At 55.0% G+C, this 13,559-nt stretch carries 9 protein-coding genes; 4 read left to right on the top strand and 5 right to left on the bottom strand.

Annotation, left to right across the window (positions count from 1 at the left end; genetic code table 11):
- Positions 1 to 22 precede the first annotated feature (22 nt).
- The 3 genes from HGAS_RS08655 to HGAS_RS08020 form a co-directional block, all read right to left on the bottom strand.
- Positions 23 to 1,588: an ATP-binding protein gene (locus tag HGAS_RS08655; protein ID WP_148331400.1), complete on the bottom strand. Its 1,566-nt coding sequence runs from the start codon at positions 1,586 to 1,588 to the stop codon at positions 23 to 25.
- Positions 1,585 to 2,736, bottom strand: coding sequence for a hypothetical protein (locus HGAS_RS08025; protein ID WP_019127285.1), 1,152 nt, complete (start codon positions 2,734 to 2,736; stop codon positions 1,585 to 1,587). The genes HGAS_RS08655 and HGAS_RS08025 overlap by 4 nt, the downstream gene beginning before the upstream one ends.
- 66 nt (positions 2,737 to 2,802) lie before the next feature.
- Positions 2,803 to 3,396, bottom strand: coding sequence for a methylated-DNA--[protein]-cysteine S-methyltransferase (locus HGAS_RS08020; protein ID WP_019127284.1), 594 nt, complete (start codon positions 3,394 to 3,396; stop codon positions 2,803 to 2,805).
- A gap of 74 nt (positions 3,397 to 3,470) precedes the next feature.
- Here HGAS_RS08020 and HGAS_RS08015 point away from each other — a divergent pair, with 74 nt between their 5' ends.
- The 4 genes from HGAS_RS08015 (at position 3,471) to HGAS_RS08000 (ending at position 10,439) form a co-directional block, all read left to right on the top strand.
- Complete coding sequence (locus HGAS_RS08015; protein ID WP_026066730.1) at positions 3,471 to 5,339, top strand: cation:proton antiporter; 1,869 nt, start codon at positions 3,471 to 3,473, stop codon at positions 5,337 to 5,339.
- A gap of 101 nt (positions 5,340 to 5,440) precedes the next feature.
- Positions 5,441 to 8,845, top strand: a complete 3,405-nt coding sequence (locus tag HGAS_RS08010) for an ABC transporter ATP-binding protein/permease (RefSeq protein ID WP_019127282.1) — start codon at positions 5,441 to 5,443, stop codon at positions 8,843 to 8,845.
- A gap of 88 nt (positions 8,846 to 8,933) precedes the next feature.
- Positions 8,934 to 9,518 (top strand): DJ-1 family glyoxalase III, encoded by a 585-nt coding sequence (locus HGAS_RS08005; protein ID WP_019127281.1) that lies wholly within the window; start codon positions 8,934 to 8,936, stop codon positions 9,516 to 9,518.
- A gap of 9 nt (positions 9,519 to 9,527) precedes the next feature.
- Positions 9,528 to 10,439: a TatD family hydrolase gene (locus tag HGAS_RS08000; protein ID WP_019127280.1), complete on the top strand. Its 912-nt coding sequence runs from the start codon at positions 9,528 to 9,530 to the stop codon at positions 10,437 to 10,439.
- 135 nt (positions 10,440 to 10,574) lie between these two features.
- Here the strand turns inward: HGAS_RS08000 and HGAS_RS07995 are convergent, their stop codons facing one another.
- Together HGAS_RS07995 and HGAS_RS07990 are read right to left on the bottom strand one after the other, a co-directional pair.
- On the bottom strand, positions 10,575 to 12,713 hold the full coding sequence (locus HGAS_RS07995; protein ID WP_019127279.1) for a transglutaminase domain-containing protein: 2,139 nt from the start codon (positions 12,711 to 12,713) through the stop codon (positions 10,575 to 10,577).
- Entirely contained in the window at positions 12,710 to 13,444 is a 735-nt protein-coding gene (locus tag HGAS_RS07990) for a hypothetical protein (RefSeq protein ID WP_019127278.1), read from the bottom strand. The genes HGAS_RS07995 and HGAS_RS07990 overlap by 4 nt, the downstream gene beginning before the upstream one ends.
- Positions 13,445 to 13,559 lie beyond the last annotated feature (115 nt).

The raw sequence follows: 13,559 nt of genomic DNA, 5'->3' as shown, positions 1-13,559 counted from the left end.
TCTTGGGCTGGCTTTAGATGGGCTAGTTGCGGGCTTGGTGAGCGTCGCTCAGTGCCCGCGCGCCTTCCTGAGCCTCCTGTGCGGAAGTAATTGTCCCCAAGGCGGCCTCGGCCTCCTCAAAGTGATGTGAGGCGGCAAGCCAACGTACCAACGTGAGTCGGCTTTGGGTGGACTGCAGCTCGTGGTCAAGACGTTCCGCGCGGGCGAGCCATTCGATGATGTCTTTGGAGGGAAGAAGATCTGCCCCTTTCGCGGCTTTCGCAAGGAGATTCAGGCGTGCCGAGGAAATCCCCTCCACATCACACACTTTGATCTCGATTGCCTCGCGCGCGGTGCTGGGGAGTGCCATCATCGGCTCCGCGTCCCCCTGTGCAGCCGATGCAAGTGCATCTTCGACCTCTCCAAGCAATTCAAACGAGGAAGAAGCGGTCAGTCCTTCGGTGCCAAACCATGTCTCAAGGAAATGCACTATCGAAGGTAACAGTAGCGTGTCTGAATCCTTGAGCTGAAGCACCAGTCGGGCAAGAGGATCTACCAGATCATAGTAGCTCCGACGTTGATCAAGGAGATCCGTAAAGAGAGTTGAAACCGGTTTGATCCATGCTCGTTCGCTGAGATCGCTGATGGCTTTGGCGACGGTGCGCTGCTCCGAACCCACGCGCTCAGCAAGATCTTTCACGGGCAATGGGTGATTGGCGGCTACGAGTTCCGCCATGACGAGGCGCTGCAGAGGGGAGAGCTGAGCCAGTTGTTCCTGGTAATACGGGGTGAAAGCGTCAATCCGAGCGAGGAGCAGTGTGCTGAGGCCTTCAAAGTCAGCGGCGTCCAGAGTGCTGCCAAGCATTGCCCACACTCGTGGCACGCCGCCTGTGAGGTGAGTGATGGTGCGGATTTGAACCATCATATCAGGGCCTGATGCGTACTCAGCCAGTTCGGCGTTCTCTGCTTCATGCGCCAGAGTACTGAGCATTTCGCGTGCTTCTTCAGGAGTGAAAGGCTCGAGTCGAATCGTGTCGAAAAAGCCAAAGAAGGGCGAAGCGTGATCGCTCAGGCTGCGATCGAGGCGTGTGGTGCTTCCGATAATGAGAATGCCCGTTTCGGTTTGAAGCAAACTCCGCAGCCTCTGTTGCCCGTCCTGTCCAAGTGCTTCGAAGATCTGACTAACGTTCTCCATGAAGACCACAATGGGGCCGTCGACGCGGATACTGCCGCGGAGTTGCGCCTCGAGGGAAATCTCGTCCGCGCTCTTCATCTCAGTGGGGGAGAACTGGTTGAGAATCGCGGCAAGAAGACGCACGTATGAGGTGATCCTCCACGGAGTTTCGGGCAGACGCGCGATGCGCAAGGAAGTATTTCTTTGACCATCAGCAAGCTTGACACTGCGGTGATACGCCAAGGAGATGAGGTGTGTTTTACCCACGCCGTAAGACCCGACAAGCAGCGTGTGATTCGGACTTGGTGTTTTCCCAAGCTTCTCAACGCGCTTCATGATGGTCTTCAAAATTGGCTCACGCGCGACAAATGTGCGCTCGAGAAGATTCTCGGGCATGAGGGAAGGGGTAAAGCAAGCAAACGAGAGACTAGTCATCGTCGGTCCCAGGCTCCCTTCTTACGTGCCCAAATGTATTGCAGTGCGGGATATCGCCAGCGTACTGAGCGGCCTCGGCGCTCCAAATAATGATCCTTGATGAGATCCTCAAGGACGTCGGAGAATTCCTCGCCTTGCGTCAATGAATCGATGGGAATCCACTCATTCGTCTGAGAAAGCGTCTGTCGCAGGATCTGATCGGCGACTTGTGCGTGCTCGCCATAGTGTGGCCTCACGCGCGTGAGGTAGTGCTCGAACCAACGGAATTCATCGGGGTCATCAATGAAGTTTTCGAAGCATTCGCGGACATCGCTGGGAGAAAAAGCGGTGTAGCACCTCTGTGCGAGTGCGCCCACGAGTTTGTGTAGGAGGAATGGAATTCCTCCGCTTACCGCGATGAGCTCATTAACGACATCATCGAGGGGCTCTTGTCCCACGCCTAGGAGCAAGCGGCGTGCAAGCTCGTTGGCCTCGTCACGGGGGAGAGGCCCGAGCGGTAATGATTCAAGATCGTTCAAGACTCCCTGCGTCATATTGGTTTTGCGTAGAACATGATGGAAGCCGACGGACCCTGTGACGATCCATCGCACGCGCGTGGTCTTTTGGCGAAGTGCGCGCAGTGTCTGGAGGATTTCTTCGGCAGCTCCGGCGCCTTCGCGTTCGGCAATGTTATTCACCGCCATGGGGACCTCATCCATCATGACAAGCGGAATAACATCGTTTTCTTCCCCGTCGAGGGTGCTCAGAATATCTGTGAGTAGGACGTGCGGAGATGTCTGGCGATGGTAGCTCTTAATAGTGATGGGGCTTGAGATTTCGATATCGCAGTTATCAAAGATCGTTTTGAGTTTCTGAAATGCCCGCGTAGGGAGTTTCCCGCCTTTGACGAGTGCGTCGGCAGTGCGGATGAGGAAGTCGTTTACTGTGAAGACGCCCTCGTAATCGATGAAGTAGCAGTGAAAATGCTTCTCTCGTGCGGCGAATGTATGCATCCAGAAGGTCTTACCCATGCGTCTGGGATCGGTGAGGAGAAGATTTGCGCCCACCTGTAGGCGTTTGCGCGCTTGGGAGGTGATTGCAGCGCGGCCGACGAAATTTGCGGGGTCTCGGTCACTGCCGGGCTGTGGTTCGATAGGCTCCAGTGCCATTACGCCCTCCAAAATACGTGAAATCTCACGTCTAATTATACGTAGAGATTGACGTACGTCAAGGGTTTAGTGGAGAGAACCCTTTGATTCTACCGACAGCAAGTAGAGCTTTCGCGCCGGCCCACCTCCGTAGTGGACCTGGCCCGAGGCCGAGGCCACGCGGTGGCAGGGGACGATGAGCGAGAGCGGGTTGTGCCCAACAGCGCTCCCAACCGCCTGGTAGGCGCGCGGTGAGCCGACCTTTCGTGCGATATCTGCGTAGGTGACGCATTCTCTGTAGGGGATATCCAGAAGCGCATTCCACACGCGCAGCTGAAAGTCCGTTCCAAAGGTCGCCAAGGGAATCTCAGAATGATCGGGGTTCATGCCCGTGAGAAAGTCCTGTGTCCACTGATAGGCCTGTTCTAAAACGGCTGTGTTTGTATCACCGACTGCGCTTCCGTTTGAGGTCCACGTGCGCATGTCTCCTGCAGAGGAAAGATGAACGGGGGAGGAGGCTTCGGCCTCGGAAATCCCGAAAGGATAACCAAAGAAGCGCTGTCCGCTCATCCAGAGCACGCTCAAGGCTCCACCCGAGGCAGCGCATGTAATGGTTCCAAGTTCAGTGTCGAAGGAACAGAGCGTGAGCGTGGAGTTCTTCGGAATACGCAAGATACGCATAGATTCAGACTGTCATAGTGATGATGAATATGCACGCCCCAGACATATGCATGCGGCCCCCGTAAACTATATGTATGGAACCGTTGATGATCGCGCTGCTGGGGATGCTCATTATTGTTGCTACGCAGTTTATTGCCCCCAAAGTTGGCGTCGCATCACCGCTGATCCTGCTCGGTGTTGGGCTTGCGATCGGCTTCCTCCCGCAGGTTGGGGCCATCGAAATCGCGCCGCACATCATCTTGGAAATTATTCTTCCGCCCCTGCTATTTTCAGCAGCGGTCCGAATGCCAACCATGGATTTTCGCCGAGAAATGCAAGCCGTGGCAATGCTTGCTATTCCGTTGGTGTTTATCTCCTCATTCGCCATTGGTTTTCTCATCAATTGGATGGTTCCGCAGATTTCACTGGCGTGGGGCGTGGCGCTGGGAGCTGTTTTATCTCCCACCGACGCGGTCGCCATCACCATTGCCAAGCGCAGCGGCGTCTCGCACCGCATCATTACAGTGCTTGAAGGCGAAGGCCTCTTCAACGACGCCACTTCACTGGTGCTTCTTGCTGCGGCGATGAACGCTGGGCTTGCCGCCGATAACGGTGCCCTCAATCCCGCACTGCTCACGGGTCGTGTCCTCGTTGCCCTTGGCATCGCCATTGTGGTCGGCTTAATCGTCGGTGAAGTGGGGGTTCGGATTCGTTCGATCATCAAAGATCCGTCGACGGATACGGTCTTTTCCTTTGCAATGCCTTTCATTGCTTCGATCCCTGCCGAGCATGTGGGTGGCTCGGGATTGGTTGCCGCGGTCGTTGCCGGTCTTGTTGTTTCCGGCCGTCGCGCAGGCATGATTTCCGCGCAAAATAGGCGTTTTTCGCAGCAGAACTGGTCGACCATGACTCTCATGCTTGAGAGTGGGATTTTCCTTGCAATGGGCTTGCAGGCTTTTGGCATCATTGAAGACGCCGATGGAGATGGCGGTGGGCTGGCACGAGCCGCCGTGATTGCCGTCATTGCGGGCAGTCTCATTATGCTGATCCGTGCACTCTTCATCGCACTCATGCTCACTTGGCTCGACCACCGCCGTAAGCATCGTAAACGCCGATATGATGCCGAGGCTGAGCGTCTCGAAGCCTTCGAACATCGAATGGCGCAGGCATGCGTAGTTGACAGCGAAGTCTTGGCCAGCCGCAACCTCAGCGAAGAACAATGGCTTCGGACCATGAACCTGTGGCGCAGGCGTCTACGAATACGTCAGCGCCAACATGCTGTTCGTCGCTCCGATATCGACTACTTTGAAAACGAGCCTCTAGGGCCACGTGAAGCCAGTGTCATTATCTGGTCCGGAATGCGCGGAGCCATCACTCTTGCCGCAGCACAAACGATTTCCTCCGCAGCACCCATGCGTTCCTTCCTTCTGACGATCGCCCTCTTCATCGCATCTGGTGCGCTGGTTATTCAAGGGCTTTCGCTGCCGTGGCTGATCCGCTTGATCAAGCCCAAGATGGCCTCTGCCGATATCAGTGAAGAAGAACGCGAAGAACTTCGACAGGTCATGAGTTCCGCACTCGTGGATACGGCTCTGGCACAGGCAATCAAGGAAGTTGACGCTCAGACACTTTTGTCTGCTGGAGTCTCGCGAACCCTGTCCCGTCTGGGCAATGTTGTCGACCTACAATCTGCTCCTTCTTTGCCGGCTTCGAGCGAGCCTCTCCCTGATACCGACGGGGAAAACGAGGCTACTCCCGTGGAAATGAGCGAAGAGGAAGTTGAGCGTTCCTTCACTCGCGATCAGATTCGTGAGCTGGCACTTGAAGCGATTCACGCTCAGCGTGATGCTCTTCTTCAGGCTCGTGATGAGGGGATCTTCTCTTCAGCAGCCCTAGAAGGAGCTCTTGCTCGACTTGATAACGAGGAGAATCTTCTGGTCTCGGGGCAATCGAATTCCCACTGATCCGGGGTTTCTGGCCGTCAACCAGGGGAATCCCCGATGTCGCTCCCGCAGCGATTTTGTTAGCCTAAAAAGGTCAGCAACTAACGGTCGAAGGAATCCCAGTGCTTGAGCTGCGAAATATCGTCAAGATCTACGAAACCGCAAACCTGCGCCAAGTTGCGCTCAATGACGTTTCGGTTGCTTTCCGCGATAGCGAATTCGTCGCAGTTCTGGGCCAGTCAGGTTCGGGTAAAACGACGATGCTCAACGTCGTTGGCGGCCTGGACCGCTTCCAAAGTGGTGACCTGGTCATCGACGGAATCTCGACGAAGGACTACAAGGCGCGCGATTGGGACGCCTACCGAAACAACCGCATTGGCTTCGTTTTCCAGTCCTACAACCTGATCCCGCACCAGACCATCTTGTCCAACGTTGAGTTGGCACTGACTCTCTCCGGTGTCTCTCGAGGCAAACGCCGCAAGCGGGCGATGGAAGCCTTGGAACGCGTCGGGCTTGCCGAGCACGTCGGGAAGAAGCCCTCACAGCTTTCTGGCGGCCAGATGCAGCGCGTCGCTATTGCTCGAGCGCTCATCAATGACCCTGAAATCCTCTTGGCTGACGAACCGACCGGTGCTCTGGATTCAAAGACCAGTGTCCAGGTCATGGACCTCCTGCGAGACGTTGCCCAAGACCGTCTGGTCATCATGGTGACCCACAACCCGGAGCTTGCGCACCAATACGCGACCCGCATTGTCGAGCTCGCGGATGGTGAAGTGATTGCCGATTCGCGTCCTTTCGTCCCGGGTACTGAAGAAGTTCGCGAGGCCAAGCCGGTGCGCCGTACCTCAATGGGATTCCTGACCGCGCTTTCCCTGTCCTTTAATAACTTGATGACGAAGAAGGGCCGTACCCTGATGACCTCTTTCGCGGGGTCTATCGGAATCATTGGTATCGCAGCAATTTTGGCCCTTGCGAACGGCACGAATGCTTACATCGCCCAAACAGAAGAAGAAACCTTGGGCGCATACCCTCTGACCATTCAAAAGAGCGGGATGGACATGTCCAGTGCCCTGTCTGCGCAAGTGGAAGCCGCTAGCAGTGAGAAGCCGAGCGATGGCAAAGTTGGGGTCTCTAAACTAAGGACTCTTGCAGATGATATTCGTGATACGAAGACGAATGACTTGGCTTCGTTGAAGGCCTTCCTCGATGGAAACGGCGGAAAGGTTAACTCTTACGTCAATGCCATCGAATACGACTACGATGTCACCCCGCAGATTTTCCAGGCAGATACCTCAAAGGACAATATTCAGGTCAGCCCTGACCAAGCGATGAGTCGAATGGAAACGAGCTTCCGTGGAAGTCCTATGTCCTCGTTGGTGGCCACCAACGCCTTCTATCAAATGCCGCAGCAATCCTCTTTATATACCTCCGCCTACGATGTTCTTGCCGGCCACTGGCCAACATCTGCGTCTGAGGTCGTTCTTGTCATTGATGAAGACGGCAATATGTCGAACCTAATGGAGTATGTCCTGGGTCTGAAAGACCACAAGGAATTCGACGAAATGATGCGTCAGTACTACTCGGGGACCGTTGGCGACAAGAACTCAGCCACCCCGACCCCGTCACCTTCAGCGAGCGACGCCCCCGCGGCCTCGTACGATTACGACAAGATTTTGGGGATTAAGTACAAGCGCATCAACGCCGCCGCTAAGTACACGTGGGACGAGAACTACAAGGTCTGGTCGGATCACTCTTCCGATAGAGAATTCTTGAAGAAACTGATCGACGAGGGCCAAGAGCTGCGTATTAGTGCAATTGTGAAGCCGAATTCCTCGCGTGGGGGAGCGCTGCGCCAGGGTATCGCCTACACCCCTGAGTTGACCCAGCAGATTATTCGCGAGGCCGAGGACAGTCAGATCGTCAAGGATCAGCGGGCAAACCCGAAGACCGACGTGTTCACGGGTAAGACCTTCCAAGAGCTTGCAGATTCCTCGAAAGATCGTTCCAGCGGTTTTGATATGTCCAGCTTGTTCACTGTTGACCAAAACAAGCTGTCTGCGGCGTTTTCTATTGATCCTTCCGCCATGCAAATGGACCTCTCCGCTCTAGATTTCAGCGGAATGGACCTGTCCAGCCTTGACTTCTCGAACCTTGATTTATCAGGGATGGATTTGTCGAATATCGATCTTTCGAAGCTCGTTCCCGCTGATGGTTCGGCCGTGCAGATCGATCCCTCCAAGCTCAACCTGGGCGAACTGAGCAAGAGCGTTCCGCAGCTGCAAAACGTTGACTTCCCAGCGATTATCCGTAAGACGCTGGCGGATGGCGCCGTGAAGGATACCGCTGGAACATACTTAAGTTCGCAGGCAAGTCAGATCCTTCAGGGATTCCAGGACTACGCGCAAAACCAGATTGCCGCGGGTGGTTCCACGGACTTTGCCACGCTGGTTTCTGACTACTTCTCTCAGCCCTCGGTGATCCAACAGATCAATGCTGCGGTTTCTTCCGACCAGGTTGTTGATCGCCAGAAACTGATGACAAACCTGCAAGCAGCACTTGGAAATGACCCAGCGCTTGCCTCGGTTGCTTCTCAGGTATCGACAGAACTTGCGAACCAGATTTCGGCTCAGATCGCCGCGCAGCTTGGCGGCAATCTGATGCGCGGAGTATCTGCGGCGATCGGCCAGGTTCTTCAAGAGACCATGGCGACTGCTATGACCCAGATGATGACTCAGCTTTCGGAGACGATTGGCCAGCAGATCAGTGCGACAATGAGCCAATTCGCAAAGAATATGAGCAGTGCCTTCCACTTTGATCCTGAGGCCATGGCGTCGGCCTTCTCATCCAATCTTGATGAGAAGTCGCTTGCCGCGTTGATGGCGACGATGTTCTCAACGAACGTTCCCACGCTTGAGACCAACCTGCGTGATTTGGGATGGGCTGACCTGAAGTCCCCCAGCAGCATCTCGATTTACCCGAAGTCCTTCAAGGATAAGGATTCCGTCAAGGCGGTCTTGGACCAGTACAACGCTGACAAGGAAAGCACCGGTAAGTCCGATCAAGTCATCACCTACACCGATATCATGGGTGTGCTCATGAGCTCAGTGACGAAGATCGTCAACGTGATCTCGTGGTTGCTCATTGCCTTCGTGTCGATCTCACTGGTCGTCTCCTCGATCATGATTGCGATCATTACCTACATTTCGGTTCTTGAACGCAAGAAAGAAATCGGCATTCTTCGCTCGATCGGCGCTTCAAAGGGCAATGTTTCTGCGGTATTCAACGCGGAAACCTTCATCGAAGGTCTGATCGCGGGCATCATCGGCGTTGGCGTGACCTACGGGATCTGTGGCCTGGTCAATGCGATTGCCGAGCAGGGGTTCCAGGTGAAGAACATTGCCCAGCTCTCCCCACTGACAGCCGTGGTATTGGTGGCGATCTCGGTTGGCTTGACCGTTATTGCGGGCTTGATCCCAGCTTCGAGGGCATCTCGCCAAGATCCCGTTGAGGCCCTGCGTTCAGAGTAACTGCGGGCCCTGCGGGCGCGAGCCTGCGTTACCCTGAAGGTATGCAGCGCGCGTGCCGCGCGTCAGGCTGCCCATCTGAGGAGGACTTATGCCAACGCCTACTACTCTGGCAACGAGGGATAGTGTCGCTGTCCTGCTTGCGACCGGATTCGAGGAAGTTGAAGCCCTTGCGGTTGTCGATGCCTTGTATCGAGCGGGAATCCGCGCGGATCTCATTTCGGTTGAAAATGAGCGTCACGTTGTCAGCTCACATGGAATCAAGCTCGTTTCCAACCTCATGCTTGAGGATGCGGATTTGGCCTCCTACACTGTGGTCTTCCTGCCTGGTGGTATGCCCGGAACTCTTGGGCTGAAGGCAAATGAGCGAGTATGCGAGGAATTGACGCGTCGCGCCTCGAGCGGAGAAAAGACTGCTGCGATCTGCGCTGCTCCTTCGATTCTGGCTGAACTGGGAGTTCTTCAGGGCAAGCGCGCCACTGCAAATCCTGGTTTCATGGCCGCTCTGAGCGCGGGAGGTGCACAGGCGGAGACCACGCCGGTGGTTGTTGACGGGAACATTGTGACCAGTAGGGGAGCGGGCACTGCTCTAGAACTCGGTTTTGAGCTGGTCCGCCAGCTTCTGGGGGACGAGGCCGCACAACAGGTGCGAGAGTCCGTCGTGTGGGAGCACTGAGGAGGCGCAATGGGTAAGCGTAAGCCTCGTCCCTGGCCGGATCCTCCCAATCCCTTGGCGCTGCCGGTCATTGACAATCACACGCATCTTCCCGTCCACGAAGGAGAAATCCCTCGCGCAGACGGGGTCAAGATGCCCCTTGAAGAACAGCTGGAGCGTGCGCGCCAAGTAGGCGTGACTCGGATGATTTCCAGCGCCTGTGAGCTGCCAGATTTTGATCCGATGCTCGAGCTTGCTCGGGCAAATGAGGGTGTTCGCGTTGCCCTCGCGATCCACCCGAACGAGGCCGCCTTGCACGCAGGTTGTGCCGATCCTTCCCCCGATGGTTTGATTCCGCAGGTGCGTGAGCACCATATTCCCCTTGACGAGGCCTTGTCCGCCGTAGAGGAACACCTGAGTGACCCGCTGGTGGTTGCCGTGGGGGAGAGCGGCTTGGATTACTTCCGCACCGCTGATCCCGGTCGCGAGGCCCAGAAGGAGTCTTTCCGCGCGCACATCGAAATGGCTGCTCGCCACGATTTGCCGCTGCAGATTCATGACCGTGATGCTCATGAAGACTCCATTGCCCTTCTGCGTGAGTGTGCGCGTCCGGATCAGCGCATTGTTTTCCATTGTTTCTCTGGCGATGCGCAGATGGCCGATATCTTGGCTGAGAATGGTTGGTATGCCTCTTTTGCTGGCCCTATCAGCTATCCGGCGAATGACAACCTTCGTGAGGCATTTGAAGTCCTTCCACCCGAACTGGTGCTGGTCGAGACGGATGCTCCCTACTTGACTCCTTTGCCGTGGAGGGGCTGCCCCAATGCTTCCTATGTCATGGCATATACGGTGCGCTTTATGGCTGAGCTCTGGGGTATTTCAGAGCAGCTAGCGTGTGAGCGCCTGACGGAGAATACTGAGCGAGTCTACGGAAGCTGGTAAACAATCGGCTAACGGGATAGCGTGGCGCTCGTGAACGTTCGCGTGTAGGTCGTGAGTACCTGAGTTGAGGCTGAAACACAGTGGTGGGGCCTCCCTGTCGGGAGGCCCCACCACTCATGTATGGGCCGAATCTCCTTAGAGGATCTTCTTCAGTGCAGGATCCCTCCAAACGCGGTTCCTGGTCAGAAGCGGATCGTTATTCGGGATCATCAGGTACTTTGTCTCAACCGCGGGGTCGCCGGAATCGCCACCGTCATTCCATGTGACGTCAACGGTCTTCCAGGTTCCGTTAACTTTCACCTGGTTCCATGCGTGTCCAACTTTAGCGCCATTCGTTCGAGTGACATCGCCGGTCACAACAACCGAACTGAGACCCGACTTCGTCGCCAGGAGCTGGAAGACGTTTGCGTAGCCTTCGCAGACGGTTGTTCCCTTGAAGAAAATACCGCCCGAATCGTGGTCAGGGGTGTATTCAGGCGTCAGAGTGCCTGTCTTCTGCCAGACTTTATGGCTTCCTTCCAACCCGTCATAGTTGTAGGTCGCATGGTTAATCATCCAGGAGTTAATGGTTCGGACCTTGGTTTCCTCATCCATTCCGGGCTTGATGATCTCTGCGACCACTTGGTCGGCCTTGCTATTGATCTGGCCCGAATAATCCTTGGGTGCAAGATGCTGATCGGTTGCGCCCTCAGTTCCCAAAGTGACATGAAGAATCTTGTCGGTCGGCGAGTATTTTTGGCCAATAATGAAGGGAACCAGACCGTTTTGATCTTTTGCCTCGTACAATGCCTCTTTAAGTCGTGAGCCAGATTCTGCTTCTGGGAACTGTGAAAGGTCGATATTTGTGTATCCCATCATCAAGTTCGCAGCGATGTACTTTGACAGCGGCGTTGTCCCCAGCACCTGCACGGGGGTATCTGGGAAGGTGCGCGCCACATTGTCCTTGGATTCCTTCGTCGGGACTTCCTTGGTGTAGGTCAGATTGGGCGCAAAGTAACCGGTATTTACCTCTTCCTGATCCTTCTTCATCTTCTGAAGATCCTCGGTGTAGGTCGAAGGATCGAAGTTATTGACAACGTAGGAGCTGGTATAGCGAGTCTTTCCGATGTGGTAGACGACGTGGAGTTTTGCTTGAGGATGCTCGACCGTCTTCGGGTTTGAGCTCTCAACCCAGCTCTTTTCGGGATCGACAATCAAAGTCTGCATACGAGTGTGCCCATCGGCCATCGTCATGGGGATTTGAGCGGGAAGCTCACTTAAATTATCGAATTGCCAGCGATCCAGACCGAGCTGCCGCTGTGCGTTGGAGGCAATTTGAATAGGTGTATTTCCAAGGGTATTTGCGATGTCGATAAAATCGGACATCTTCGAGATCTTCGTGTTCTTCTTCGCAATTACTGAAACTTGGGTTCCCTTGCTGTTGAGGATGCGGTCAAGCTCCTCGTCTGTCAGCCAGCCTTCTTTTGAGCTGCCTTTGGAATCTTCCTGGACGATCAGGTATGAATCCAGTGCGGCGTTCAGAGTCCAATCTCGTTGGGGTTCGTCATCAGCTCGTTGATCAGAATTCCACGAGGTCTGATTTGTTGATGCAACAAGCTTTGGGTTGAGCCTAGTCTTTCCGTCCTTATCGGTGGAATTAAGAAAGACGACGTAGTAGGAGTCAGCACCCTCAACCGGGTCCCAAGATATGCTGAAAGTACCGTTGTCTTCCTCGTCCACCGAGATGTTTTGCGGGCGGGGAAGGAAGCCCTTATCGCTGACGCGAATGCGGCGAACAATCGGGTGTTCAAGAAGCTTGCCGGTTTGCAAGTCGTTGTATTGAACAAGGTAGTACATGGGGAGCAAACCCCAACCTGAAGAGCCAGTGATGTCTGCAAGGGCGCTTGCGTGTGACCGCGACCGCAGAGTGATCCACGAAGGTGCGATTGAAATACCTTCATAAGCTCCGTACGTGCCGAGCTCAAACCCTAGATCCACATCCAATGCCGCGTCGGAATAGACCGCGAATGGGGTTGCGAACCTTGAACCTTTACTATCGGCCTCATCCGACTGTCGCTTTTCAAAATCGGCGAGCTTGACCTTGGTGGGGATGACGAGTTTGTCGCCCTGATTGACTTCCTGCACGCCTTCGAGCCATTCGAATGCGGTGGGGTCATTCTTCTTGAGTTGATTGACGGAATCGTCAGCGCGAGCTGCGGAGGGGAGTGCAAAAGAGGCAAGAGTGACAATGCTCAAGGCCGCAATGGTGCGTGTGAAAAAGCGTGAGAAGGTCATTTGATCGTTGCCTCCAGAGGTTGGACGGTCTGGCAGTAGATATCCGGGGTGAGTCCCTTACCGTTTGTGCACATCGCTAAGGAGAACTTGGTCGAGTTCGGATCTCCCTGTGCGACGAAAAGGGAAGAGTAGGTCTTCTTCTTATTCTCAGGCTGGAAACCGTTGTATCCCTGGGGTTCTTGAGCGTCCTTCACCTGCGGGTCATCGGAGGTAAATTGGCTGGTATCGGGGGCCTTCAATAGCTGCGCATCCACATCGGAAAGCTTAAAAATCGGGACATCATTCTGTTTGCCTGAACCGGCTAGGAGTGCCTTCGCCTCATCAGTTCCGGGAAGCGGTGATGTGCTTGCGTAGAAAACCCAGCGCAGCGCGTTATCGGGCGATTCCTTTGCGCCAGTTGCATGGTTCTCAAACTTGTAGTCGATCTTGATGATTGACTTTCCATCATTGGTCGTTTGGGGAAGTTTCGATGCGCCTAAGAGAGTGAACTGGAATGAGCCTTGGTCGGTGTAGGCCATGACGGATTTTGATGTGCCATCAAAACGCACTGAGTAGCTGCCGAGGTAAAGCTTTGAGTCCTCTGCGCTGAAAGTTTCCTTGCCTTCGGGCTGAGGGGAGACGGAGCTGAGGTCACGCAGTCCGTCATTTGGTGCGGTACTAAAGAAGACGGTCTTCTCGAAGCTCGGCTCTGAGCCGTCGCCCGTTGTGGATCCGGATCCACAAGCTGCCATGGATACTCCCAAGAGAGCACATGTAGCGAACGCCCAAATCCCGCGGTGACGTGACATCATCATTCACGATCCCTTCATCGCAGCGGTTGAAATCTGCCCTTATCCTAATGTTCCT

The sequence above is a fragment of the Actinomyces sp. ph3 genome, assembly GCF_000308055.1.
GTDB lineage: Bacteria > Actinomycetota > Actinomycetes > Actinomycetales > Actinomycetaceae > Pauljensenia.
This window is presented reverse-complemented; position numbering and strand designations above follow the sequence as displayed.

Excerpts from the sequence above, each read along its gene's own strand:
- HGAS_RS08005 (WP_019127281.1), top strand. The coding sequence starts at position 8,934 with ATGCCAACGCCTACTACTCTGGCAACGAGGGATAGTGTCGCTGTCCTG.
- HGAS_RS08015 (WP_026066730.1), top strand. The coding sequence starts at position 3,471 with ATGGAACCGTTGATGATCGCGCTGCTGGGGATGCTCATTATTGTTGCT.
- HGAS_RS08020 (WP_019127284.1), bottom strand. The coding sequence starts at position 3,396 with ATGCGTATCTTGCGTATTCCGAAGAACTCCACGCTCACGCTCTGTTCC.
- HGAS_RS08000 (WP_019127280.1), top strand. The coding sequence starts at position 9,528 with ATGGGTAAGCGTAAGCCTCGTCCCTGGCCGGATCCTCCCAATCCCTTG.
- HGAS_RS08025 (WP_019127285.1), bottom strand. The coding sequence starts at position 2,736 with ATGGCACTGGAGCCTATCGAACCACAGCCCGGCAGTGACCGAGACCCC.
- HGAS_RS07995 (WP_019127279.1), bottom strand. The coding sequence starts at position 12,713 with ATGACCTTCTCACGCTTTTTCACACGCACCATTGCGGCCTTGAGCATT.
- HGAS_RS08655 (WP_148331400.1), bottom strand. The coding sequence starts at position 1,588 with ATGACTAGTCTCTCGTTTGCTTGCTTTACCCCTTCCCTCATGCCCGAG.
- HGAS_RS07990 (WP_019127278.1), bottom strand. The coding sequence starts at position 13,444 with ATGGCAGCTTGTGGATCCGGATCCACAACGGGCGACGGCTCAGAGCCG.